We start from the raw sequence: 23080 nt of genomic DNA, 5'->3' as shown, positions 1-23080 counted from the left end.
CGCCGTGACATGTAGCCCGGGTCGAGCGCCGCGACACCCGGGAAATTGCCCTGGGTATCGCGGCGCTCAACACCAGGCCAAGGGCGCGCTGTGGTCTGCGAAGCTCATGCTTGGCTGGTAGAATCCCGGTTCTTTTTCTCTGGAGGTGAGCCGATGGATGCCCTCGATGCGCTGATCAACCGTGTTTCCGCACCGCGCCTGACCGAACCAGCGCCGAGCGCCGAGCAGCGCGAGCGCCTGTTCAAGGCCGCACTGCGGGCGCCGGATCATGGCCAGCTACGCCCCTGGCGATTTCTCACCGTCGAGGGCGATGCGCGCCATGCACTCGGCGAGCTGTACGCCGAGGCGATCGCCAGCAAGAATCCGCAGGCCGACGACGAGGCGCTGACCAAGGCGCGCAACATGCCGCTGCGTGCGCCGCTGATGATCGTGGTCATTGCCCGTACCCAGGAGCACCCCAAGGTGCCGGCCCAGGAGCAAGTACTGGCCGCGGGCTGCGCTGCCCACGGCATCTTGCTCGCCGCCTATGCCCAAGGCATCGGCGCGGTGTGGCGTACCGGCGAATTGTCCCACGACCCTGTGGTGGATGCCGGCCTGGGCCTGGCGGCCAACGAGCAGGTGATCGGTTACCTGTACCTTGGCACCGCGCAGCGAGAGTTGCGTGATGCTCCGGCCGTGAACATCGACGAATTCGTCAGCGGCTGGGCGGGCAAGGCCCAGGCCTAGCTGCTTTCCCGCTCGATAAGCTCGCATTGCAGAGGCGCCGGTGCGTCACTGGTGCTTTCGGTCAGGACGCCGAGTTTCTGCAGAATGCGTTGCGCCGCCACCTCGCCGATCTGCCGGGCTGGCGGCCTGATGGTCGTCAGGCTGGGCATCAGCATCGGCGCGAAGGCGTAGTCGCCGAACCCCACTACCGCGCAGTCTTCAGGAATACGCACACCGGCCCGGCGACCGGCGAGCAGCCCGCCGGCGGCCAGGTTGTCATTGGCGAAGATGATCGCATCCGGGCGTTGTGCAGCGTGCATCAGGCTCTCCATGGCCTGTTTGCCTGCCTCGAAGGGCAGCAGGTTGTCATCCGGTGCGAAAGACCACGGCTCCAGCCCTGCCGCCCGAACCGTGTCGGCATAGCCATCGCGACGCTCCAGCGCACTGAAATCCCCAGGCACGCTGTTCTGCACGAAGGCGATGCGCCGATAGCCCTTGTCCAGTAGATAGCGTGCGGCGCTAACGCCCACCTGAGCGTGCAGGAAACCCACCTGCAGCGGAGCACGATCAGGCTGGTAATCCCATATTTCCACCAGCGGGATATCGGCATCGGCGAGCATTTTCTCGGTGCCAGCACTGTGGAAGTGGCTGGTGACGACCAGCGCCGCCGGTGACCAGCCCAGGAAGGCGCGCACGGCGCTCTCTTCCTGTTCCTCGCTGAAGTAGCTGGAGGCCAGCAGCAACTGATAGCCGTGGCGGGTGAGGGTGTCACTGAAGCCCTGGATGGTCTGGGCGAAGATCGGCCCCGAGATGTTCGGTATCACCATGCCAACGATGCGCCCCTTCGCCGAGGCAAGCCCGCCAGCCACCAGGTTGGGTACGTAACCCATTTCCTCAACGGCCCTACGAATGCGCTCGCGCAGCTCTTGGGACACCTGATCCGGTTGGTTGAAGTAGCGCGAGACGGTGATCGACGACACACCGATCCGCTCGGCAACGGCGCTCAGGGTAACGCGTCCTGCGCCACGTCTCTTGCGCGGCGAATCAGCGGGCGGGCGGGGCATGGGGCAAATCCTGAGGCAGATTCGGGCGGTCAAACATACTTCACCGTTAGCGCTAACAAAAGCCTCTTCGGCGCCAGTTTTAATTATATTTTTTGGAATATGAAAAGCATTTTTTAGTATTTGACGATCTTTTTGCGGCTCTCCAAACTTTGTTCTTGTTAGCGCTAACAAGCGCACTGCACCTCCGTCGCATGACTGCCACTCGCACGAGCGAGACCCGTATCCGACTGTGCTCAGTACGCTCGCTCTGGCGAGCATCAATCGGTTAATCAGGCAGTGAACATCATGCACAACGCATTATTGCCGGCCGCCCGCAGCGCGCGCCGAATCAGTGGTTCGATCTCCCTCAACCCCCTTGCCGTCGCCGTTGCGCTCGCTTGCGGGGCTGCGCCTTCGTGGGCCGCTGAGCCCTCCGAAACGGGCGCTACGGCGCTGCAGGCGGTCACCGTTACCGCAACCCGTCGCGAGCAATCGCTGCAGGACGTGCCGGTCGCCGTGTCGGTGGTCGAGGGTGAGCAGCTCGAGCGCGACAATCGCAACAACGTCTCGAGCATCGTGCAGCAGGTGCCGACCCTGAATTACCGTAGCGGTGCTTCCAACAAGGACACCTCGCTGTTCATTCGTGGCGTCGGCACCATCACTACATCACCGGGCATCGAGCCGACCGTAGCCACCGTGATCGATGGCGTGGTGCTCGGGCGCCCTGGTCAGTCGACACTCGATCTGTTGGATCTGGAGCGCATAGAAGTGCTGCGCGGCCCACAGGGTACGCTGTTCGGCAAGAATGCCTCGGCGGGTGTGTTGAACATCATTTCCAAGGACATCACCGAAGAAACCCATGGCTACGTGGATTACTCGCACTTCGGTGGTGGCAACGAGAACCGCCTGCGCTTCGGCATCGGCGGGCGCCTGACCGAGACCTTGAAAGGCTCGCTGAGCACTTTGTTGGGCCGGTACGACGGTAACGTGAAGAATGAGTTCAACGGTGACGACGTCAACGGCTATGACCGCAAGGGCGCGCGGGGCAAGCTGGTGTTCGAGCCTAACGATGAACTCAAGGTGACCCTGATCGGTGACTACACTCAGGGCAAGGACAGCATCCCCAACGGCGTATTGACCAGAACCAGCGCCGCCTTTGGCGCCGCAGTGGGCAGTAGCTACACACCAAACGATCACAACCGCAGCATCAACAGCGACATGAACACCCGCGTCGACGACCGCAATCAGGGGCTGTCCGCTCAGGCCGACTGGTCGCTCGGTGACTACACCCTGACGTCGATCACTGCCTGGCGCGGTTGGAACAATACCCAGTATCAGGACGGTGACCGCCTGGCTGGCATCTTCCCCGGGGCGCCGCGCTCGCACGACAAAGGTCAGGTGGATTACAACCAGTATTCGCAGGAAGTGCGCCTGGCATCGCCCAAGGGCGAATTCAACGAATACGTGCTCGGTGCGTTCTACATGCATGGCAAGAGCGAAGAGACCTACCAGCGTGCGGTCACTCCGGTCTCGCTGGTGACCGAGCGCGGGCGTGCCGACTACCAGGCGAGCAATGACAGCTTCGCGCTGTTCGGCGAGAACACCTTCAATTTCACCGATGATTTTCGCGGCATCCTCGGTCTGCGCTGGACCCACGACGACTTGGAGTACAAGCACCAGCGCGTGGTCACGGCCGCTGCCGCCGGCATCCAGCCTAACTACTCCAGCAAGGGGGCGGTGGACGAGGACGGCTTTACCGGCCGAGCCGGTTTTCAGTACGACATCAACGACAGCCTGACCAGCTATGTGACCTACTCGCGAGGCTACAAAGGTCCGGCCTATAACGTGTTCTTCAACATGCAGGCCCGCGACACCGATCCGTTGAAACCGGAAACGTCCAACTCCTGGGAGGCAGGCCTGAAGAGCACTGCCTTCAACAATCGCCTCACGGCCAACCTGGCGGTGTTCCACACCGAGTACGACAACTACCAGGCCAACTTCTATGACGTAGTCGCCGGCACGGTGGTGACCCGCCTGATCAATGCCGGCAGCGTGACCACTCAGGGCATGGAGCTGGACGCAGCCTTCCAGGTCACTCGCCAGTTCAAACTCTCCGGTGCGCTGGCCTACACCCGGGCGCGTATCGACGACTTCAGTTGCCCGGCAAACGCCGCAGCCAACTGCGATGTCAACGGCAAGCCGTTGCCCTTCAGCCCGGACTGGAAGACTTATGTTCGCGCCGACTACAGCATCCCGCTGGATAACGGCCTGGATATCGAACTGAGCACTGACTACGCCTGGCAGGATCAGGTGCAGTACAGCCTCGACCAGAACGAGAACACCGTGCAGGGCGCCTATGGCATCTGGAACGCCAGCATCGCCCTGGCCGACTACAGTGACGGCTGGCGCGTGGCCTTGTTGGCCAAGAACCTGACCGACAAGAGTTATTCCAACGGCTTGGCCTACAGCGGTTATCCGAATCTGAATTACGCGTCGCGCTCGGTGCCGCGTGATGACCAGCGCTACTTTGGCGTGCAGGTGCGCAAGGATTTCTGATCCACGGCAGCCGCGCTTGCCCTGCGTGCGCTATCCGCCCGAGCCGACTGAGAACGGCAGGGCGGTCATGCCTTCATCCAGGTGACTCATCATGACTCGATCCACCCGCCAGCTCAGCCTCGGCGCCTTTCTCATGGCCACCGGGCACCATATCGCCGCCTGGCGCCACCCCGATGTGCCAGCCGATCCGCTGGATTTTTCCGTATACAAACGCACCGCGCAGATCGCCGAAGCGGCCTGTTTCGACGCGCTGTTCGTGGCCGACAGTGTGGCCGCACCGACCGATGCCATCGCCAGCCGCATGCCGCGCTCGGCGCACTTCGAACCGCTGACGCTGCTTTCTGCCCTGAGCGCGGTGACCGAGCGCATCGGCCTGATCAGCACCGTGACCACCAGCTACAACGAGCCCTATCACGTGGCCCGCAAGTTCGCCTCCCTCGACCAACTCTCCGGTGGGCGTGCGGGCTGGAACCTGGTGACCTCGGACGCTGCCGCCGAGGCCTACAACTTCGGCCGTGACGCGCATATTCCCCACGCCGAGCGCTATGCCCGTGCGCGGGAGTTCCATGAGGTGGTCACCGGGCTGTGGGACAGCTGGGCGGATGACGCCTTCCTGCACGACAAGGCCAGCGGCCAGTTCTTCGATCCGGCCAAACTGCATGTGCTCGACCATCAGGGTGAGCACTTCAAGGTACGCGGGCCGCTGAACGTCGCTCGCTCGCCCCAGGGCAGGCCGGTGATCGTTCAGGCAGGCTCCTCGGAAACCGGTCGGCAGCTTGCCGCAGAGACCGCCGAGGTGGTCTTCACCGCGCAGACCTCGCTGGCCAAGGCCCAGGCGTTCTATGCCGATCTCAAGGGCCGCCTGCAGGCCTTCGGGCGAGGCGAGGATTCGCTGAAGATCATGCCCGGCGTATTCGTGGTGGTCGGCCAGAGTGAGGGCGAGGCCCGCGAGAAATTCGAGCGTTTCCAGGAACTGGTCGAGCCCGCGGTCGGCATCGCGCTGCTGGGGCGCATGCTGGGCAATTTCGATCTGTCCGGCTACCCGGCCGATGGTCCGCTGCCGGAGCTGCCGCTGACCGAGAATGGCCAGCAAAGTCGGCAGAAACTGCTGACCGAACTGGCAGGAGCGGAGAACCTGACCCTGGCGCAACTGGGGCGGCGTATCGCTGGCGGGCGCGGGCATTACAGCCTGATCGGCACACCCACGCAGATCGCCGACGAATTACAGGCCTGGTTCGAGGAGCGCGCTGCCGACGGCTTCAACGTGCTGGTACCGCACCTGCCGGCCGGTCTGGAAGATTTCGCCACGCAGGTGGTGCCTGAACTGCAGCGCCGCGGGCTATTCCGCCGCGAGTACCAAGGCCGCACGCTGCGCGATCATCTGGGCCTGAGTGCGCCGCAGAACCGCTTCTTCACGCAGGGAAATCGATGAAACTCGTCCTCGCCTGTCTGTTGGCCCTCGGGATTCCCGGCAGCGCGTTCGCGCTGTATGGCGACGCCCGGCCCGACGCCCCGGAGCTTGCCGTGCGCGGCGAGCATCCTGTGGGGGTGCGTACCCTCGAACTGGTAAACCGCGATCAACTCGACGTGCTGGCCATCGATGCCAAGAATCCAACGCCGCGTTACGAGCGCAAGTTGCGCCTGGAAATCTGGTACCCGGCGCTACTGCCGGCCGGGCAACAGGAACTCACCACCTACCGCGACGTGCTGGGGGCCGGTGCCGACGACCCCAAACGTCCCAACACGCCGTTCGAGTTCCAGGGCCGTGCATTGCGTGACGCACCGGCGAGCGAGGGCCGTTATCCGTTGGTCATCGTCTCCCACGGCTACCCGGGCTCGCGCCTGCAGATGAGCTACCTGACCGAGCAGCTGGCCTCCCACGGCTATGTAGTGGCGGCCATCGACCACACTGAGTCGACCCGCGCGGACAAGGCGGGGTTTGCCAGTACGCTGCTCAATCGTCCGCTGGACGATCTGTTCGTTCTCGAACAACTAAACGTCATCAGCGAGGCCGGCAGTGGCAGCTTTCTGGCCGGGCGTGTAGACGCGCAGCGCACCGCTTTGCTGGGTTACTCCATGGGTGGCTACGGCGCATTGAATGCCGCAGGCGCCGGAGTCAGCGCGGTGGCCAGCAGCCTGGTGCCGGGCAAGGCGCTCGAACAACGACGTGCCGGCAACCCCGTCTACGAAAGTGGTCGAGACCCACGAATCAAGGCGTTGGTGCTGTTCGCGCCCTGGGGCGGGCGGCAGGGCATCTTCGATCAAGCCGGTCTGGCTGGCCTGCGCGTGCCGAGCCTGTTCATCGCCGGTGATCAGGATGACGTCTCCGGTTATCGCGACGGTATCAGGCGCCTGGTGGACGGCGCGGTGAATGCGGATCGTTACCTGCTGGTCTATCAGAATGCCCGCCACAACGTGGCGCCGAACCCGCCACCGCCTGCCGCCAGTAGTCATCCCGACGATTTCTCCGCCTATGCGGAGCCGGTGTGGGACAGCGCGCGGCTCAACAATATCAACCAGCATTTCGTTCTGGCGTTTCTCGACCAGCAGCTCAAGGGGCTGGATAGAAAGGCCTATCTTGATTTGACGCCGCTGGCCGTCGACGGCAAATGGTCGGTGGACGACGAGGGCCGCCAGCAGGCCGATCACAGCTACTGGCATGGCTTCAAGAACCGCAGCGCCGTGGGCCTCGAGTGGTACCACCTGCCCGCCGCGCAACCGGCACCTATTCCCTGATGGAGAACTTCTGATGACCTACATCGCCAACCCGCAGCGCTACGAGCGTGTACCGTATCGTCGTGTCGGCCGCAGTGGCCTGGTGCTGCCGGCCCTGTCTCTGGGCCTGTGGCACAACTTCGGTGACGCCACGCCCATCGACACCCAGCGTGCGCTGCTGCGCACGGCGTTCGATCTGGGGATCAATCACTTCGATCTGGCCAACAACTATGGGCCACCCTACGGCAGCGCCGAGATCAATTTCGGACGCCTGCTGCGCGAGGATTTCCGGCAGTACCGTGATGAGCTGATCATCTCTACCAAGGCCGGCTGGGACATGTGGCCCGGCCCCTACGGGCAGGGCGGCAGTTCGCGCAAGTACCTGATCTCCAGCCTCGACCAGAGCCTGCAGCGCCTCGGCGTGGACTACGTCGACATCTTCTATTCGCACCGCTTCGACCCGCACACGCCGCTGGAAGAAACCGCCGGGGCACTGGCCAGCATCGTCGAGCAGGGTAAGGCGCTGTACATCGGCATCTCCTCCTACTCGGCAGGCAAGACCCAGGAAATCGCCGCGCTGCTGCGGGCACGCAACGTGCCGCTGCTGATCCATCAGCCGGCCTACAACCTGTTCAATCGCTGGATCGAGAAGGATCTGCTGACGGCGACCGAGGAGGAGGGCGCCGGGGTAATCGTGTTTACCGCGCTGGCCCAGGGGCTGCTCAGTGACAAGTACCTCGATGGCATTCCCGCCGACGCTCGGGTCAATCGGCCGGGTGGCGCGTCACTGCGGCCCGAGCATCTGTCCGACGACAACATCGCTCGTGCCCGTGCCCTCAACGAAATCGCCCAACGTCGCGGCCAGAGCCTGGCGCAGCTGGCGCTGGCCTGGACCCTGCGCGATGCGCGGGTCACCTCGGCGCTGATCGGCGCAAGCAAGCCGGAGCAGATCATCGAGAACGTCGCGGCGCTGGACAACCTGGCGTTCAGCGCCGAGGAACTGGCGGAGATCGACCGTTACGCCGTCGAGGGTGGCATCAACCTTTGGGAAAAACCGTCGACCGACTGGCAGGAGTGAGCATGAAAGGTATGAAGTTAGCGCTTGCCGCACTGGCGTTGATCGGTCTTGCGCAGGCTGTGCATGCCGACCCGCAGACCTTGCGCATCGGCTATCAGAAAGGCTCGGTCAGCCTGGTGCTGGCCAAGGAACACGGCATGCTGGAAAAGCGTTTCGCCGACACCAAGGTGCAGTGGATCGAATTCCCAGCGGGCCCGCAAATGCTCGAAGCGCTGAACATCGGCAGTCTGGACATTGGTGCCACGGGCGACATCCCGCCGATCTTCGCCCAGGCCGCAGGCGCCGATCTGCTGTACATCGCTGCCGAGCCACCGAAGCCCCAGGCCGAAGTGATTTTGGTGCCGAAAAGCAGCCCCATCCAGTCGGTAAAAGAACTCAAGGGCCGCAAGGTCGCCTTGCAGAAGGGCTCTAGTGCGCACAACCTGGTGCTGCGTGCACTGCAGCGTGAAGGCCTGAGCTTTGCCGATATCCAGCCGATCTACCTGGCGCCCTCCGACGCCCGTGCCGCCTTCGAGAGCGGCAGTGTGGATGCCTGGGCGATCTGGGATCCGTTCTATTCGGCCATCGATCTGGAAGGCAAGGCGCGCCTGCTGGCCAATGGTGAAGGTCTGGGCTTTATCGGCCCGTTCTTCCTGGCTGCGCGGCCCTATGCCGAGGCCAATCCGGCGTTCATTGCGCAGTTGCTCGAAGAGCTCGGTCACGCCGAGGCACTGACCCGCGATGACAAGGCGGCGAGCATCAGCCTGCTGGCACGCTTCATGGGCTTGCCCGAAGCGGTGATCGAACGCACCTTCAGCCACCGCCCGCCATCGCCGCCTGTCCCGGTCACTGAAGAAATCGTCGCGGCCCAGCAGCGCACCGCCGACCTTTTTCTGGAAAACCGTTTGCTGCCCAAGCGGGTCGATGTGCGCAGCGCTGTCTGGAAGCCTTTATAGGCGCTTTGCTGGTGCGGTGGTAAAAGGCATAAGCGGACATCGGGACGGGCAGGGATGCCCAGTCCATGCCCGTGATTTTCGCGGGCATGGCCCGCTGCCACAGATAATTACCAGTCCATCCCACGGGAACGATCGGCCGCTCCCGCCACCAAGTAGGCATTAAACCGCTGTCTCCAGCGGCAGGATCAGTTTGGCGCTGAAACCGCCGTCCGGGTGGTTTTCCAGTTGCAGGCGACCGCCATGACGTTCTGCGGCGCGGCGGGTGATGGCCAGGCCGAGGCCGTGGCCGGCAGCACTCTGGCCGGGGGCGCGGAAGAACGGTTCGCCGAGTTGGACCAGGTGCTGTTCGGCAACGCCGGGGCCGTGGTCGCGGACTTCCAGGTACACCTCATCGGTGCGACGTACGAAATTCAACTCGATAGGCTGCCCCTCGGGGCTGAAGCGCAGGGCGTTACGCAGCAGGTTGTCCAGCGCCCGCTCGAGCATGTCTGGCCAGCCGATCAGGTGCATGCCCGGCTGCAGTCTGACATCCAGCTGCTGTTCGGGATGGCTGAGTTTGACGTCCTCGCGCAGTTTGCTGGCCAGTTGTGCCAGATCGATACTCTGTGAAGAACCCGGCTCCGCATCTAGGCGGGCTAGGGTGAGGATTTCGCTGATCAGGTCTTCGAGGCGATCGCACTCGCGGGTCAGCCGCGGCCAGAGTTTCTCGCGCTCGGCCGGCTCGGCGCGCTCGGCCAGGGCCAAGGCGATGCGCAGGCGGGCCAGGGGTGAGCGCAGCTCGTGGGACACGTCACGCAGCAGCTGGCGCTGGCTGCCGATCAGGTCCTGCAGGCGTGCGCCCATACGGTTGAAGTCGTTAGCCAGTACGCCCAACTCGTCACGCCGGCTGGCCAGCCGCGCCAGGCTGTTCTGCTGGTAGGCGGTTTGCCCGAGGTCATGCACCGCACCGCGCAGGCGATCCAGTGGGCGGGTGATGGATAGGGTCAGCAGCAGGCTGAACAGCGTCAGTACCACCAGGGCGATGCCCAGGGCGCTGAGCGGCCACAGCAGGCTGCCGCGGTGCCAGGCGTCCAGTTCTGGGTGCGGAATGCGGTAGATGAACAGGTAGGTTTCACCGCTGACCGGGCTGGTGTAGTCGGTGGTCAGGCGCCGCCAGGGTAGGTGCTTGTCGCCCCGGTTGCGCTCTTCGAAGGCCGCCGCACGGGGCGGGAAGGTGCCGCGAACCGCTGGCTGACCCGCTTCGGTCAGCACCTGGGTATCGATGCGAAAACGCCGCTTGCGCTGCTCCAGTACGTCCTGGGCGGCGCGTGGGCCGTCTTTCTCGAAAATCCGAACCCACTCGGCTGGCAGGTCCTCCAGGCCGGGATGCTGATTGAGGATCCAGGTGTCCTGGTTCAGGGCGCGCCCGAGCAGCATGGAAAGGCCTGCGACCAGGGCGATGGCCAACCAGAAGCTGCCGAGAATCCGCCAGAACAATGAACGCACGAGAGACTCCTCAAACGACAAAAGCCTGCGCCAGGTGAATGGCGCAGGCAGTATGGGGCTGGCCGCTATCACGGCCAGCATAGGGTCCGTCACCGTTTCAACGCGGCCGTGCTTGAAACGGCAACAGATCCCAGGATCAGCCAGCTTTCTTGTGTTCGGCTTTCCAGGCTTCGAAGGCTTCGCGGTCGGCTTTGCGTTCTTTCATCTTGGCGACCTGCTCGTCGAAAGTCTTCTGCTGCTCGGGCGTCAGCACGGCGCGAATGGCGCTTTGCTGCTTGTCGCGGGACGCCTTGCGCTCGCTTTCCAGAGCCTTCTTGTCAGCCTCGGGCAGTTTGTCCAGATAGCGTTGGGTCAGTTCGCGATCGTTCTTGCGCTGTTCGCCCATCAGTTTGTGAACCTGGCGTTGCTGCTCCTTGCTCAGGTCCAACTCATGGAACATGCGGGGGCCTGGGCCCGGGCCGCCTGGGCGGTGATCGTCACCGGGGGCGGCCATGGCCAGGGTCGGCAGGGTCATGGCGAGGAGCAGGGCGGTCATGGTCTTGCGCATGGTGTATCTCCTTGTCTCGAAACCGGCCAGTTGCCGGATGTGCCCAGATTAGGGCTTTCAAGGTAAGGCGCAGTCAGCCAAGGTAAAGGCAGGGTAAAGAGCGCTGTCGCAATGTAAAGCGGCCAGGGCATGAATCAAGGCGCGTAGTAATAGCCGCGCCCACGCAGCGCGACCACGCGCGGACGGCCATCGGAGTGCGGGCCGATCTTCTTGCGCAGGTTGCTGACGTGCATGTCCAGGCTGCGGTCGTAGAGGGTCAGCTTGCGGCCCAGGGCCAGCTGGGCGAGCGCCTGCTTGTCGACCGGCTCGCCCGGCTGCTTGAGCAGCGCCTCGAGCACCCGGCTTTCGGACAGAGTCAGGACGATTTCCTGGCCTTCGGCACCCAGCGCGGCCACGCCACGGGCCGGGCTGAAACGCAGGTCGCCCAGCTCGATCTGGCTGGACGCGGCCGGCGGCAGGCTGCGCCGTAGTACGGCACGCAGGCGGGCGGTCAGCTCGCGGGGGTCGCAGGGTTTGGCCAGGTAATCGTCGGCGCCCAGTTCCAGGCCGAGGATTCGGTCCAGGGGTTCGCCGCGGGCCGAAAGCATCAGCACCGGCAAGTCGGGGTGCTCGCCGCGCAATTGCTTGAGCAGCTCCAGGCCGCTGCCGTCGGGCAGCATCACGTCCAGCACCACGGCGTCGGGCGCACTTTGCATCAACGCCTGGCGCGCGCCCTGGCCGTCGTGGCGGGCAGTGACCTGGAAGCCTTCCTGGGTCAGCCAACTGGCCAGCAGGTCACAGAGTTCGACGTCATCGTCGATCAGCAGCAGCTCACTCATGGCGGTGATGACGATTCCCTGTTACGGCAGTACGTGCTTGAAGGGTTTGACCACGATGCTGGCGTAGACGCCGGCGGTGCGGAACGGGTCGGCGCTGGCCCAGGTCTTGGCGGCTTCCAGCGATTCGAATTCGGCGACGATCAGGCTGCCGGTGAAGCCCGCCGGGCCTGGATCGTTGCTGTCGATGGCCGGGTTGGGGCCGGCCAGTACCAGGCGGCCTTCGTTTTTCAGCTGTTCCAGGCGGGCCAGGTGAGCGGGACGAACGGAGAGGCGAAGCTCGAGGGAGTTTTCCACGTCGGTGGCGATGATGGCGTAGAGCATGTCGATCCTTGTGGGTGAGCCGCGAGAAAAGAGGCGAGAGAACAGCGCGATAGCGGGCAAGAATCTGCCGGCCGCGGCATAATAACAAACATGATTCGTCGGGAAAGCGCCCCTTATGCAGGTTGATCTTCATTGCCACAGTACCGCTTCGGACGGCGCCCTGCCGCCTGCCGAGGTGGTCGCGCGGGCGCACGGGCGCGGCGTCACCATGCTGGCGCTGACCGACCACGACACCCTCGAAGGGCTCGATGAGGCGCGCGCCACGGCAAGCGAGCTGGGCGTGCAACTGGTCAATGGCATCGAGTTGTCCTGTACCTGGGGCGGCGCGACCATTCATGTGCTGGGCTATGCCTTCGACAGCGACGCGCCGGCCTTGCGCCAGGCCATCGCCGACCTGCACCAGGGCCGCTGGCTGCGCGCCGAGGAGATCTCCCGGCGCCTGGCGCTCAAGGGCATGGAGGGCGCGCTGGAAGGTGCGCGGGCCATTCAGCAGGCCCAGGGCGAAAGCGGCAACGCGCCTGCGCGGCCGCATTTCGCGGAGTTTCTGGTGCGCGGTGGCTTCGTCAAGGATCGCGCCGACGCCTTTCGCAAATGGCTGGGCTCCGGCAAGCTCGGCGACGTCAAGCAGCACTGGCCAACGTTAGATGAAACGCTCGAGACACTGCGCCAGTCCAATGCGTGGATCAGCCTTGCCCACCCCTGGCAGTACGACTTCACGCGCAGCAAGCGCCGCAAACTGGTGACTGCATTCGCCGCAGCGGGCGGTCACTCGCTGGAGGTCGTCAACGGCATGCAGCCGGCCGAGCAGGTCGGTGGGCTGGCGATTCTGGCGCGTGAGTTCGGCCTGCTGGCCAGTGTCGGCAGCGATTTTCACGCTCCAGGCGATTGGTCGGAACTGGGTTTGTACCGGCCGCTGCCCGATGACCTTTCCCCGTTATGGACGCGTTTCGGCTGCGCGCCCTCGTACGAAGCCGTTTGAGAGTTGCTAGCCATGAGCCAGTTTTTTCAGATTCACCCGGAAAGTCCCCAGGCCCGTCTGATCAAGCAGGCGGTCGACATCATCCGCAACGGTGGCGTGGTGGTGTATCCCACCGACTCGTCCTACGCGGTGGGCTGCCAGATGGGCGCCAAGAACGCCATGGAGCGGATTCGGCGCCTGCGTCAGCTCGATGACAAGCACAATTTCACCCTGGTGTGCCGCGACCTGTCGCAGCTCAGCACCTTTGCCAAGGTCGACACTGCCGCCTTTCGGCTGCTGAAGAACCACACGCCGGGGCCGTACACCTTCATTCTCAACGCCACCCGCGAAGTGCCGCGCATGCTGCTGCACCCCAAGCGCCGCACCATCGGCCTGAGGGTGCCCAGCCATCCCATCGCCGCGGCGCTGCTCGAGGAACTCGGCGAGCCGATGATGAGCGTCAGTCTGATCCTGCCCGGCGAAGACCTGCCGATGAGCGATCCCTACGAGATGCGCCAGATGCTCGAGCATCAGGTGGATCTGGTCATCGACGGTGGCTTCGGCGGCCTGGAAGCCTCTACGGTAATCGGTCTGGTGGACGACGAGCCCGAGGTGATCCGCGTCGGTTGCGGCGATCCATCGCCTTTCGAGTCACGCTGATTCGATGTCGACCATAACCGAGACCGTCGACAGTCAGGCCGGCGCCCAGCAGGAGTTGCCATTCGCCATGGTCTATGGCGAGGCGCTCACCGAGCTGCCCGTCGACCTGTACATCCCGCCGGACGCCCTGGAAGTATTCCTCGAAGCCTTCGAAGGCCCGCTGGACCTGCTGCTCTACCTGATTCGCAAGCAGAACATCGACGTGCTGGACATCCCGGTGGCGGAGATCACTCGCCAATATATGGGCTACGTCGAGCTGATGCACACCGTGCGCCTGGAGCTGGCCGCCGAGTACCTGGTGATGGCGGCCATGCTCGCCGAGATCAAGTCGCGCATGCTCTTGCCGCGCTCGGCCGAGGCCGAAGAAGAGGAAGACGACCCGCGTGCCGAGCTGATTCGCCGCCTGCTCGAATACGAACGCTTCAAGGCCGCCGCCGAGGGCATCGATGCCCTGCCGCGGGTGGGCCGCGACCTCATCGTGCCGCGCGTCGAGGCGCCGGAAGCGAGGGCGCGCAAGCTGCTGCCCACGGTGGAGCTACAGGAACTGCTGGTGTCGATGGCCGAGGTGCTGCGCCGCGCCGACATGTTCGAAAGCCACCAGGTCAGCCGCGAGGCGCTGTCCACCCGCGAGCGCATGAGCGAGGTGCTCGAACGGCTGAAGGGCGGGGTGTTCGTGCCGTTCGTCGAGCTGTTCACTGCGGAGGAAGGTCGCCTCGGCGTGGTGGTGACCTTCATGGCGATTCTCGAGCTGGTCAAGGAGTCGCTGGTCGAACTGGTGCAGAACGAGGCGTTCGCCGCCGTGCACGTGCGCCTGCGCGTGGCGGGCGTGGAGGAAGAGGGCGAGAGCGCGTTCGAATGAGCTGCTAGACTCGCCGCTTTTGCGGCTGCGCGCGGTATGTCCCGACCATGAACCTGTCCGATCCCAAGCAACTCTCTACCTTGCTCGAGGGCCTGCTGCTGGCCTCCGGCAAGCCGCTGTCGCTCGAGCGGATCATGGAATTGTTCGAGGAAGCCGAGCGCTCGGAGGCCGATGTGTTTCGCAAGGCGCTGGCGATCCTCGGTGGCAGCTGCAAGGGCCGCGCCTTCGAGCTCAAGGAGGTGGCCTCCGGCTATCGCCTGCAGGTTCGCGACAGCTTTTCCCCCTGGGTCGGCCGCCTGTGGGAAGAGCGCCCGCAGCGCTATTCGCGGGCCATGCTCGAGACCCTGGCGCTGATCGCCTACCGCCAGCCCATTACCCGCGGCGAGATCGAGGAGATCCGCGGCGTGGCGGTGAACAGCCAGATCGTCAAGACCCTGCAGGAGCGCGAGTGGATTCGCGTGGTCGGTTACCGCGACGTGCCCGGCCGGCCGGCCATGTTCGCCACCACCAAGGGCTTTCTCGACCACTTCAACCTGAAGAACCTTGACGAGCTGCCGCCTTTGGCTGCGCTGCGCGAGCTGGAGCCCGAGCCAATATTGGCTCAGGACGACGATGACCCGGCGGTGCCACAGAGCCTGCAGGCGCGCGCCGATCTGGCCCTGGCGGATGACGACGCCGAGCCCGAAACCGACGCCCAGGCCAAGGCCGAGACCAGTTTCGGCTCGCTACTGGCCGAGCTGGATGCCATGGAGCAGGGCCTGAAAACCGACTTCGACGATCTGGCGCGCGCCGGCGATGAGTCGAACCAGGGTGAGTCGGAAACGGTCTCTAGGGTTGCGGATGACCCGTCCACCAGCGAGCGCGAAGAGACTTCATGAAAGACCCCTGCATCAGCGTCTGCAAATTCGATGACGGCATCTGCCTCGGTTGCGGGCGCAGCAAGGCGGAAATCAAGGCCTGGAAGAAACTCGACAAGGCCGAGCAGCGCCTGGTCGCCGCTGAGGCGGACATGCGCCTGCTGGCCATGGGCAGCAAGGCACGTCGCAAGCGCTAGCTGCCGACCGACGGTCATGCGCTACATCGCCCGACGGCTATGCTCTGCTGCCAGGTGCGTGCCGCGCCTGATCCGCGTATGATGCGCGCCCCTTCCTAGGGTCTGTTGTCTCGCCGCAAGGCGGCTCGCGTTGAGACGGCAACAGACCCTAATGATCGTCCCATCACCAGAAAACACCGGGAGGTGCCCAGATGAGTGAAACCGAAGAATACAGCCCCGCTGGCGAAAAACTGCAGAAGGTCCTGGCTCGCATGGGCCTGGCCTCGCGCCGCGAAATCGAATCCTGGATCACTGCCGGCCGCGTCAAGGTCAACGGCAACGACGCCAGCCTCGGCCAGCGTGTCGACCTGCATGACGCCATCTCCGTCGACGGCCGTTTGTTGCGCCGCGAAGAGGCGACGGAAACCGTGCGCCGCGTGCTGATCTACAACAAGCCCGACGGCGAGATCTGCACCCGCGACGACCCGGAAGGCCGCCCGACGGTGTTCGACCGCCTGCCGCGCCCGAAAGAGGGCCGCTGGATCAACATCGGCCGTCTGGACATCAACACCACCGGCCTGCTGATGTTCACCACGGACGGCGAGCTGGCCAACCGTCTGATGCACCCGTCCTACCAGATGGACCGTGAATACGCCGTGCGCGTACGCGGCGAGGTTGATGAGGAGATGATCGAACGCCTCAAGGCGGGCGTGATGCTCGAAGACGGCCCGGCCAAGTTCACCGACATCAAGGAAGCGCCAGGTGGTGAGGGTTTCAACCACTGGTACCACTGCGTGGTCATGGAAGGTCGTAACCGCGAAGTACGTCGCCTGTGGGAATCCCAGGGCCTGGTGGTCAGCCGCCTGAAGCGCGTGCGCTTCGGCCCGGTGTTCATGACCTCGGACCTGCCCATGGGCCGTTGGCGCGAAATGGGCCAGCGCGAAGTCGACATCCTCAGCGAAGAGGTCGGCCTCAAGCCGGTTGCCCTGCCGGAGATGAAGGAAAAGACCCGCGACAAGCTCGACCGCCTGCAGCGCAAGGCCGCCAAGCCGGTCGGCCGCGGTGAGCGCCCCGGGCGCACCCTGCGCCCGGCCAATGGTGGCCCTGCTCAGGGCGCCGCTCGTGGTAGCCGTGCAGAGCAAAGCGAACGTCCGAGCCGTGCACCGCGCCCGTCGGCTGGTGAGTCGGCTCGCGGTACGCCGGTTGCCGAGCGCCCGCGTGATGTCGGCAAGAAGCCGAGCAAGCCGCGTGGCGAATCCGCTGAGCGTGCGCCGCGCAAGCCGGCCGGTGGCGATAATCGTCGTAGCCGCCCGGCAGGCGATGGCCAGCGTCCGGGTTCCGGTCGCGGCAGTCGCAAGCCGTAGTGAAACGCTGAAAGCTGGGTAAGCACGGAGGGCGCCCCTCTAGGCCGTGGACCACACAGGCCAGCCTGTAGGAGCAGCTTTAGCCGCGATACTCTGCGAAGGGCGCGCGGCTGGAGCTGCTCCTAGGCATGCAATGCCACCAGCTTGCGGATAAAAAAGGGCCCCAGTCCTCTCGGCTGGGGACCTTTTCAATGGGCGTCGATCAGAGCTTTCAGCCTGCCATCGCCAGGCAGTTGCGGCCGCTGCGCTTGGCGCTGTAAAGCGCCTTGTCCGCGCGGTTGAGCAAGCCGTCCGCCGATTCGCCGGGCTCCAGGGTGGCGCAGCCCAGGCTGATGGACATCTTCACTGGCCGGCCCTGCACCACGCACTGCAGGCCCAGCACCGCTTCGCGCAGACGCTCGCCGACCAGCTTGGCACCTTCGCCTGGAGTGCCGGACAGCAGCACCAGAAACTCCTCGCCGCCATAGCGGAACACCATGTCGATGTTGCGCAGCTGATCCTTGATGGTGGTGGCGACGGCCTTGAGCACTTCGTCGCCGGCGCTGTGGCCGTGCTCGTCGTTGATGCCCTTGAAGTGATCGATGTCCAGCATCAGCAGCGACAGCGGCTGGCTATTACGGCGCGCCAGTTCGATCTCACGGCCCAGCACCTGATCCATGGCGATGCGGTTGCCGGTGTTGGTCAGCGGATCGCGCAGCGCGCTCTGGATCGCCACGCGGTAGAGCAGGGCGTTGCGCAGCGGGTACATGAGGCTGGCCAGCAGGGATTCGAGCTGCGCCAGTTCGTGATCGGAAAAACGCTGGCGCCGCCGGAAGGTCAGCTCACCCAGGTATTCGCTCTCGTGGCTGAGGCGATAGGTCGCCGAGTGATTGGCCTGCTGGCCGAAATCCAGGCGCAGGTCGCTGCTCGAGTGCTGATAGCCCAGCGAGTCCACCGGAACCAGGTGCTGCAGCTCGCGGAAGAAGGTGGCGAGGATGCGCTCGGCGTCCAGGCTGGTCTGCAATTGCAGACCGAGGCGCTGGCGCAGCTGCGCCAGGCTGACCGGACGGGTCTGCTCCTTGCGCGGCGAGAGGCCGAGACGCTGCACTTTGGCAGCGTCGAAATCGATGGTGTTTTTCTGGCTGGGTGGGACCATTTTTATGAACCTCTGGCGCTTCGTTGCAGCTTGCAAGCTACAGAGCTAATTTCGTGCCAGTCTTTTTGGGCCGATTAAAAGCCTTGAGGTTCAACAGGTTGCAACTGATCGATAGCGGCAGAGGGCCATTGATGGCAATGCGCCGTCAGAATGACGGCAAGCGTTTGCCGCTTTGCGGGGACGCGCGACAATTTAATGTCGCGGCGCTGATCGTGGTGGGCGAGGGCGATAAGACGGTGACTATTGGGCGTCGAATGCCTGGCCATTGATGCCCTGGCTGTCCGACCCCATCAGGTAAAGGTAGACCGGCATGATGGCCTCCGGCGTCGGTCGGGTCTGCGGATCCTCGCCAGGATAAGCCTGGGCGCGCATGTCAGTGCGCGTGCCGCCCGGATTGACGCTGTTGGCACGGATTGCGGTGATGCCTTCGATCTCGTCGGCCATTACCTGCATCAGCCCTTCGGTGGCGAACTTGGACACCGCATAGGCGCCCCAGTAGGCACGGCCCTTGCGGCCGACGCTGCTGGAGGTGAACACCACCGAGGCATCGGCGGACAGTTTGAGCAGCGGCAGCAGCGTGCTGGTCAGCATGAACATCGCGTTGACGTTGACCTGCATGACTCGCATGAAATTATCGCCGGACAGCTGCTCCAGTGGCGTGCGCGGGCCGATGATAGAGGCGTTGTGCAGCAGGCCATCGAGCTTGCCGAAGGCTTTCTCGACCGTCGCCGCCAACTCGTCGTACTGATGCGGCAGGGCCGTTTCCAGATCGAAGGGAATCACCACCGGCTGTGGGTGACCCGCCTGCTCGATGGCGTCGTAGGTGCGCGCCAGGTTCTCCTCGCTCTTGCCCAGCAGCAGCACGGTGGCGCCGTGGGCCGCATAGGTTCGCGCTGCGGCGGCGCCGATGCCGCGGCCGGCGCCGGTCACCAGGATCACGCGATCCTTGAGCAGGTCGGGGCGGGCGCTGTAATCGAACATGGCAACAGTCCTCTGGTTTCGTAGGGATGAAATGAATGGGGCCCGCCGACAAGGCGGCGGGCTCATTTTAGGCGGGGGCGCTCAGCGCTTGCTGACCGGCGTCATGAAGCGACAGCGATTCAGCAGCTGCACAGCGCCTGATCGAGCACTTTGCGCAGTTCCAGCGGATGGTCGATGACCACATCGGCGCCCCAGTGACGGGGATTGTCGTCGGGGTGGATATAGCCGTAGGTGACCGCCGCGGTCTTGGTGCCGGCGTCGCGGCCGGACTCGATGTCGCGCAGGTCGTCGCCGACGAACAGCACGGTGGCCGGGTCGAGCTTGAGGGTCGAGCAGGCGAGGATCATCGGCTCCGGGTCGGGCTTGCTACGGGTCACGTGGTCCGGGCAAATCAGGATCGAGGAGCGCTCGGCCAGGCCCAGGCGCTGCATGATCGGCTCGGCGAAACGCAGCGGCTTGTTGGTCACCACGCCCCAGATCAGCTTGGCCCGTTCGATGTCCTCGAGCAGCGGCTCGATGCCTTCGTAAGGGCGGGTCAGTACCGCGCAGTGGTCCTGGTAGCGCTCCAGAAACTCCAGACGCAAGGCTTCGAAACCCGGGCTCATCGGGTCGATGTCGAAGGCGTTGAGGATCATCGCCCGGGCGCCGCCGGAGACGTGGTCGCGAATCAGCTTTTCCGCTACCGGCGGCAGGCCGCGCTCGGCGCGCATGGCCTGGCAGATGGCGATGAAGTCCGGCGCGCTGTCGAGCAGCGTGCCATCCATGTCGAAAAGAACCGCGCGCAAGCGCATCAGGCCTCCTTGGGGATTCGAGTCATAGCGTTGGCATGTGCCCACATTGGCGTAGGCAAATGACGTAGGCCGCATGTTGCCAGTTTCCGTTGCCGATTGGGGCGGCGTTATCCCACTGTATGTCACTTTGTCGCAGCGTGCAGCCGCTCAGCTCATCAGGCTTACCTGTGCGGCGACGATGCGCCACTGGCCGTCGAGTTTCACCCAACTTTGCTGTTGGCGGCCGATGCGCTCGCTGCCCGCGCGGGTGAACTCGGTGCTGCATACGGCGAAGTCCTCGCCATAGGTGGTGATAACCGTGTTGTGCAATTCGCGGTGCAGGCCGGCGGTTGGTCGCGCGGCGCGAAAGGCGCGGATCTCGTCGATGCCATAGAGGTTTTCAGAGGCGCCGAGGCGCACGGTACGTGCGTCGTGCCAGAACAGCTCGTCGAGCACGGCGATATCATTGCTGATCAACGCCTGTTCATAGCGCTGGAAGGCCGCGTTGACTTCGGCGTGCACGGCAGGCAGGTCTATCTGTTCAGGGTTCATGCATTCACTCCAGGTTCACGGCTTGGGCTTGCGCGATGCCCAGGCGCTCCAGCGCTGCGGCCGCGCGCAGGCAGGCGTCTTCGCGGAACGGCGCGGCGATCAGTTGCACGCCGATCGGCAGGCCGGCGGAGGTACGCAGCGGCACGCTGACCACCGGCAGGCCGAGGAAGGAAATCGGTTGTGCCAGCATGCCCATGCTGGCACGGGTCGGTAGGTCGACGCCGTTGATGCGCAGGGTTGCCTGGCCGATGGGTGTCGCGCTGGTCGGCGTTGCCGGGGCGATCAGCACGTCGATATCGTTGAACAGCGGCAGTACCTGGCTCTGGAAATACCGCCGGAAACGCTGCGCTTGGACGTACCAGGCGGCGGGAATCATCGCGCCGGCTAGCAGGCGTTCGCGCGACAGCGGCTCGAACACCTCCGGTGAGCTGCGCAGTGCTGGCAGGTAGGCGTTGCCGCCTTCGCTGGCGCTGATGATGAATGCCGAGGTGCGGGCCAGCTCGGCGTCGGCCAGGGTGACTTCCTCGCTGGCGCTCAGGGCCTTGGCGGCGCGGGCCACGGCGTCACGGGCGCTGTCGTCGCACCACTGCTGGAAGTAGCCGCCCAGCACGCCGACGCGCAGGCCACCCAGATCCTGCTCGAGAAGCTCCGATACGGCTTGCGGCGGTTGGCTGGCCTGGAAGCCGTCCGCCGGATCATGGCCCTGCAGTGCGTCGTACACGGCGGCAAGGTCGGCGGTGCTGCGCGCCAGCGGCCCGATATGGTCGAGGCTGCCCACGAACGGGTGCGAGCCACTGCGCGACAGCCGGCCGAAGGTGGGCTTGAGGCCGAAGATTCCGCAGAGCGAGGCGGGCACGCGAATGGAGCCGTTGGTGTCGCTGCCCAGGGAGAAGTTCACCAGGCCGGCTGCTACCGCCGCTGCCGAGCCGCCGGAGGAGCCACCGGCGATGCGTGACAGGTCGTGGGGGTTGCGGGTGGCGCCGAAGTGGGTGTTTTCCGTGGTGAAACCGTAGGCGTAGGCATCCATGTTCAGCATCCCCGAGAGCAGGGCGCCACTGGCGGACAGCTGGCGCACGGCCCAGGCGTCGGCCTGTGCGGCCGGTCGGTTCTGGAACAGCTGGGCGCCGGCCAGGGTCGCAAAGCCAGCGACGTCGAACAGGTTCTTCGCCGCATAGGGTACGGCCGCCAGGGCGGGCAGGGGCGAGCCTTCGCGGCGCAAGCGGTCCAGCCGCTCGGCTTCCTCGCGCATGCGCTGGTGGGTGATCTGCGTCCAGGCATTGATTGCCGGGTTGTGGCGCTCGATGGCCGCCAGGCTGTGCTCGGTGACTTCCCGTGCACTGAACTCGCCCGCTGCCAGGCCCGTTCGGATTTCGTCGATGGAGAGCAGGGTGGGATTCATGCCTGGTACACCCCCGCAACTTCCAGTCGATCATCGAGCGCAAAGGTCATCAGCGGTTCGGCCATGGCGGCGATGCGGGTGAACTGAGTGAGAAGCTCCTGGCGCCGCGCGTCGTCCAGCTCCAGGGCCAGAACCTGTTCCATCTGGGCGACATAGGCGGCCCAGTCGGGCGTGATCGGTGGCATGGTGGTTTCCTTGCGAAGTGGCGGCTCTAAGCCACGGGTGCGGTGGGATGAATTGCCGCGAGGCGATTTCAGCAGGTGGACGGTTTCTATATCATCGGTCGAATGAAACGAAAGTTACAAGGCGCCTTCCATGACTCAACTCGATGAACGTCTGCGCAGCCACTATGCACAGCTCGCGCCACAGGAGCAGCGTATCGCTGACTTCGTGCTCGACCATTACGATGACCTGGTCAGTTACAACAGCGCCGAACTGGCGCGGCTCGCTGGGGTTTCCAAAGCCACCGTGAGCCGGTTGTTCAAGCGCCTGGGGTACGACAAATACAAGGACATGCGCGAAGAGCAGCGCGGCCTGCGCCAGAGCGGCATGCCGGTGGCCGAGAACCGCGACGTGGTGCAGGGCAACACGTTGCTGGCGCGGCATTACAAACAGGAAATGGCCAACCTCACCCAGTGGGTCAATGCCATCGAGGCCGAGTCGTTTGGCGAGGTGGTTCGCGCGCTGGGCAGCAGCAGGCGCGTCTTCGTCGTGGGCCTGCGCAACGCCTTTCCCGTGGCGCTGCACATGCGCCAGCAACTGCTGCAGGTGCGCAGTGCGGTGCAGGTGCTGCCCCAGCCGGGGCAGACGCTGGCCGAAGAGCTGGTCGACCTGACGGCCGACGATCTGGTGGTGGTATTCGGTTTCAGGCGTCGCCCGCGGATCATTCGTCCGCTCCTGCAAGCCCTGCAGGCGCAGCAGGTGCCGACCCTGGTGATCTGCGAGCCGCAGGCCCAGGGCGTCATCGCGCTCGCCAGTTGGCACCTGTGCGCGCCACTGGACAGCGTGTCGGCGTTCGACAGTTATTCCAGCGCCAACAGCCTGATCAACCTGCTGGTCAACGCGCTACTGCATGAGCAACTGGCTGAGGGACGTCAACGCATTCATCAGATCGCCGGGCTATACGGCGAACTGGACGAATTGGAACAGCGTTAGTGCGACTTTGT

At 64.6% G+C, this 23080-nt stretch carries 24 protein-coding genes; 13 read left to right on the top strand and 11 right to left on the bottom strand.

What is annotated here, in order from left to right; translation table 11 throughout:
* Positions 1–153: 153 nt before the first annotated feature.
* Positions 154–726, top strand: a complete 573-nt coding sequence (locus BVH01_RS12370; protein WP_075930592.1) for an NAD(P)H nitroreductase — start codon at positions 154–156, stop codon at positions 724–726.
* On the opposite strand, the gene BVH01_RS12365 is transcribed toward BVH01_RS12370, so the two are convergent.
* Complete coding sequence (locus tag BVH01_RS12365) at positions 723–1769, bottom strand: LacI family DNA-binding transcriptional regulator (protein WP_075930591.1); 1047 nt, start codon at positions 1767–1769, stop codon at positions 723–725. The genes BVH01_RS12370 and BVH01_RS12365 overlap by 4 nt on opposite strands.
* Positions 1770–2054: 285 nt before the next feature.
* Here BVH01_RS12365 and BVH01_RS12360 point away from each other — a divergent pair, with 285 nt between their 5' ends.
* The 5 genes from BVH01_RS12360 (at position 2055) to BVH01_RS12340 (ending at position 9032) form a co-directional block, all read left to right on the top strand.
* The gene (locus BVH01_RS12360; RefSeq protein ID WP_083659463.1) at positions 2055–4304 is read left to right on the top strand and encodes a TonB-dependent receptor; all 2250 of its coding nucleotides are present in this window, start codon (positions 2055–2057) and stop codon (positions 4302–4304) included.
* Positions 4305–4395: 91 nt separating this feature from the next.
* Positions 4396–5736 carry an LLM class flavin-dependent oxidoreductase gene (locus BVH01_RS12355; RefSeq protein ID WP_075930590.1) on the top strand — a complete coding sequence of 447 codons (1341 nt, stop codon included), beginning with the start codon at positions 4396–4398 and terminating at the stop codon, positions 5734–5736.
* Positions 5733–7040: a dienelactone hydrolase gene (locus BVH01_RS12350; RefSeq protein WP_075930589.1), complete on the top strand. Its 1308-nt coding sequence runs from the start codon at positions 5733–5735 to the stop codon at positions 7038–7040. Before BVH01_RS12355 ends, BVH01_RS12350 begins: the two co-directional genes overlap by 4 nt.
* Before the next feature lie 13 nt (positions 7041–7053).
* A complete protein-coding gene (gene mgrA / locus BVH01_RS12345) occupies positions 7054–8097 on the top strand; it encodes an L-glyceraldehyde 3-phosphate reductase (RefSeq protein ID WP_075930588.1) in 1044 nt (347 codons plus the stop codon).
* Positions 8098–8099: 2 nt separating this feature from the next.
* Complete coding sequence (locus BVH01_RS12340; RefSeq protein ID WP_075930587.1) at positions 8100–9032, top strand: sulfonate ABC transporter substrate-binding protein; 933 nt, start codon at positions 8100–8102, stop codon at positions 9030–9032.
* A 159-nt stretch (positions 9033–9191) separates the two neighbouring features.
* Here the strand turns inward: BVH01_RS12340 and BVH01_RS12335 are convergent, their stop codons facing one another.
* From BVH01_RS12335 to BVH01_RS12320, 4 genes are all read right to left on the bottom strand, one after another.
* On the bottom strand, positions 9192–10517 hold the full coding sequence (locus tag BVH01_RS12335; RefSeq protein WP_075930586.1) for a HAMP domain-containing sensor histidine kinase: 1326 nt from the start codon (positions 10515–10517) through the stop codon (positions 9192–9194).
* A gap of 136 nt (positions 10518–10653) precedes the next feature.
* A complete protein-coding gene (locus BVH01_RS12330) occupies positions 10654–11064 on the bottom strand; it encodes a Spy/CpxP family protein refolding chaperone (RefSeq protein ID WP_075930585.1) in 411 nt (136 codons plus the stop codon).
* A 134-nt stretch (positions 11065–11198) separates the two neighbouring features.
* A complete protein-coding gene (locus tag BVH01_RS12325; protein ID WP_075930584.1) occupies positions 11199–11882 on the bottom strand; it encodes a response regulator transcription factor in 684 nt (227 codons plus the stop codon).
* A gap of 21 nt (positions 11883–11903) precedes the next feature.
* Positions 11904–12203, bottom strand: coding sequence for a YciI family protein (locus BVH01_RS12320; protein WP_075930583.1), 300 nt, complete (start codon positions 12201–12203; stop codon positions 11904–11906).
* 115 nt (positions 12204–12318) lie between these two features.
* On the opposite strand from BVH01_RS12320, the gene BVH01_RS12315 reads away from it, so the two are divergent.
* The 6 genes from BVH01_RS12315 to rluB all read left to right on the top strand — a co-directional run bounded on the left by BVH01_RS12315 (position 12319) and on the right by rluB (position 17077).
* On the top strand, positions 12319–13182 hold the full coding sequence (locus BVH01_RS12315) for a PHP domain-containing protein (protein ID WP_075930582.1): 864 nt from the start codon (positions 12319–12321) through the stop codon (positions 13180–13182).
* A gap of 12 nt (positions 13183–13194) precedes the next feature.
* Positions 13195–13821: an L-threonylcarbamoyladenylate synthase gene (locus tag BVH01_RS12310; RefSeq protein WP_075930581.1), complete on the top strand. Its 627-nt coding sequence runs from the start codon at positions 13195–13197 to the stop codon at positions 13819–13821.
* Between the two features lie 127 nt (positions 13822–13948).
* Complete coding sequence (locus BVH01_RS12305; protein WP_168172926.1) at positions 13949–14680, top strand: ScpA family protein; 732 nt, start codon at positions 13949–13951, stop codon at positions 14678–14680.
* A 47-nt stretch (positions 14681–14727) separates the two neighbouring features.
* Positions 14728–15558: an SMC-Scp complex subunit ScpB gene (gene scpB / locus BVH01_RS12300; RefSeq protein ID WP_075930579.1), complete on the top strand. Its 831-nt coding sequence runs from the start codon at positions 14728–14730 to the stop codon at positions 15556–15558.
* Positions 15555–15734, top strand: a complete 180-nt coding sequence (locus BVH01_RS12295; RefSeq protein ID WP_075930578.1) for a DUF1289 domain-containing protein — start codon at positions 15555–15557, stop codon at positions 15732–15734. The genes scpB and BVH01_RS12295 overlap by 4 nt, the downstream gene beginning before the upstream one ends.
* A gap of 191 nt (positions 15735–15925) precedes the next feature.
* The gene (gene rluB / locus BVH01_RS12290) at positions 15926–17077 is read left to right on the top strand and encodes a 23S rRNA pseudouridine(2605) synthase RluB (RefSeq protein ID WP_075930577.1); all 1152 of its coding nucleotides are present in this window, start codon (positions 15926–15928) and stop codon (positions 17075–17077) included.
* Between the two features lie 211 nt (positions 17078–17288).
* Here rluB and BVH01_RS12285 read toward each other — a convergent pair whose 3' ends face one another.
* The 6 genes from BVH01_RS12285 to hpxX all read right to left on the bottom strand — a co-directional run bounded on the left by BVH01_RS12285 (position 17289) and on the right by hpxX (position 22099).
* The gene (locus tag BVH01_RS12285) at positions 17289–18212 is read right to left on the bottom strand and encodes a GGDEF domain-containing protein (protein WP_075930576.1); all 924 of its coding nucleotides are present in this window, start codon (positions 18210–18212) and stop codon (positions 17289–17291) included.
* Between the two features lie 240 nt (positions 18213–18452).
* Complete coding sequence (locus tag BVH01_RS12280; protein ID WP_075930575.1) at positions 18453–19193, bottom strand: YciK family oxidoreductase; 741 nt, start codon at positions 19191–19193, stop codon at positions 18453–18455.
* Between the two features lie 119 nt (positions 19194–19312).
* Positions 19313–19984, bottom strand: coding sequence for an N-acetylmuramic acid 6-phosphate phosphatase MupP (mupP, locus tag BVH01_RS12275; protein ID WP_075930574.1), 672 nt, complete (start codon positions 19982–19984; stop codon positions 19313–19315).
* A 147-nt stretch (positions 19985–20131) separates the two neighbouring features.
* Positions 20132–20515 (bottom strand): oxalurate catabolism protein HpxZ, encoded by a 384-nt coding sequence (gene hpxZ, locus BVH01_RS12270; protein ID WP_027905142.1) that lies wholly within the window; start codon positions 20513–20515, stop codon positions 20132–20134.
* Positions 20516–20519: 4 nt separating this feature from the next.
* Entirely contained in the window at positions 20520–21914 is a 1395-nt protein-coding gene (locus BVH01_RS12265) for an AtzE family amidohydrolase (RefSeq protein ID WP_075930573.1), read from the bottom strand.
* The gene (gene hpxX, locus BVH01_RS12260) at positions 21911–22099 is read right to left on the bottom strand and encodes an oxalurate catabolism protein HpxX (RefSeq protein ID WP_075930572.1); all 189 of its coding nucleotides are present in this window, start codon (positions 22097–22099) and stop codon (positions 21911–21913) included. The genes BVH01_RS12265 and hpxX overlap by 4 nt, the downstream gene beginning before the upstream one ends.
* 130 nt (positions 22100–22229) lie before the next feature.
* On the opposite strand from hpxX, the gene BVH01_RS12255 reads away from it, so the two are divergent.
* Positions 22230–23069, top strand: coding sequence for a MurR/RpiR family transcriptional regulator (locus BVH01_RS12255; protein ID WP_075930571.1), 840 nt, complete (start codon positions 22230–22232; stop codon positions 23067–23069).
* Positions 23070–23080: the final 11 nt, after the last annotated feature.

This window comes from Pseudomonas sp. PA1(2017) (assembly GCF_001945375.1).
Lineage (GTDB): Bacteria > Pseudomonadota > Gammaproteobacteria > Pseudomonadales > Pseudomonadaceae > Aquipseudomonas.
Note: the sequence above shows the minus strand (reverse complement) of the source record. Positions and strands in the feature narration are given on the sequence as shown.

Coding starts and splice junctions, on each gene's coding strand:
- BVH01_RS12330 (WP_075930585.1), bottom strand. CDS start 11,064: ATGCGCAAGACCATGACCGCCCTGCTCCTCGCCATGACCCTGCCGACC.
- BVH01_RS12350 (WP_075930589.1), top strand. CDS start 5,733: ATGAAACTCGTCCTCGCCTGTCTGTTGGCCCTCGGGATTCCCGGCAGC.
- BVH01_RS12255 (WP_075930571.1), top strand. CDS start 22,230: ATGACTCAACTCGATGAACGTCTGCGCAGCCACTATGCACAGCTCGCG.
- BVH01_RS12295 (WP_075930578.1), top strand. CDS start 15,555: ATGAAAGACCCCTGCATCAGCGTCTGCAAATTCGATGACGGCATCTGC.
- hpxX (WP_075930572.1), bottom strand. CDS start 22,099: ATGCCACCGATCACGCCCGACTGGGCCGCCTATGTCGCCCAGATGGAA.
- hpxZ (WP_027905142.1), bottom strand. CDS start 20,515: ATGAACCCTGAACAGATAGACCTGCCTGCCGTGCACGCCGAAGTCAAC.
- mupP (WP_075930574.1), bottom strand. CDS start 19,984: ATGCGCTTGCGCGCGGTTCTTTTCGACATGGATGGCACGCTGCTCGAC.
- mgrA (WP_075930588.1), top strand. CDS start 7,054: ATGACCTACATCGCCAACCCGCAGCGCTACGAGCGTGTACCGTATCGT.
- BVH01_RS12320 (WP_075930583.1), bottom strand. CDS start 12,203: ATGCTCTACGCCATCATCGCCACCGACGTGGAAAACTCCCTCGAGCTT.
- scpB (WP_075930579.1), top strand. CDS start 14,728: ATGAACCTGTCCGATCCCAAGCAACTCTCTACCTTGCTCGAGGGCCTG.
- BVH01_RS12360 (WP_083659463.1), top strand. CDS start 2,055: ATGCACAACGCATTATTGCCGGCCGCCCGCAGCGCGCGCCGAATCAGT.
- BVH01_RS12365 (WP_075930591.1), bottom strand. CDS start 1,769: ATGCCCCGCCCGCCCGCTGATTCGCCGCGCAAGAGACGTGGCGCAGGA.
- BVH01_RS12325 (WP_075930584.1), bottom strand. CDS start 11,882: ATGAGTGAGCTGCTGCTGATCGACGATGACGTCGAACTCTGTGACCTG.
- rluB (WP_075930577.1), top strand. CDS start 15,926: ATGAGTGAAACCGAAGAATACAGCCCCGCTGGCGAAAAACTGCAGAAG.
- BVH01_RS12285 (WP_075930576.1), bottom strand. CDS start 18,212: ATGGTCCCACCCAGCCAGAAAAACACCATCGATTTCGACGCTGCCAAA.
- BVH01_RS12280 (WP_075930575.1), bottom strand. CDS start 19,193: ATGTTCGATTACAGCGCCCGCCCCGACCTGCTCAAGGATCGCGTGATC.
- BVH01_RS12355 (WP_075930590.1), top strand. CDS start 4,396: ATGACTCGATCCACCCGCCAGCTCAGCCTCGGCGCCTTTCTCATGGCC.
- BVH01_RS12310 (WP_075930581.1), top strand. CDS start 13,195: ATGAGCCAGTTTTTTCAGATTCACCCGGAAAGTCCCCAGGCCCGTCTG.
- BVH01_RS12315 (WP_075930582.1), top strand. CDS start 12,319: ATGCAGGTTGATCTTCATTGCCACAGTACCGCTTCGGACGGCGCCCTG.
- BVH01_RS12340 (WP_075930587.1), top strand. CDS start 8,100: ATGAAAGGTATGAAGTTAGCGCTTGCCGCACTGGCGTTGATCGGTCTT.
- BVH01_RS12265 (WP_075930573.1), bottom strand. CDS start 21,914: ATGAATCCCACCCTGCTCTCCATCGACGAAATCCGAACGGGCCTGGCA.
- BVH01_RS12370 (WP_075930592.1), top strand. CDS start 154: ATGGATGCCCTCGATGCGCTGATCAACCGTGTTTCCGCACCGCGCCTG.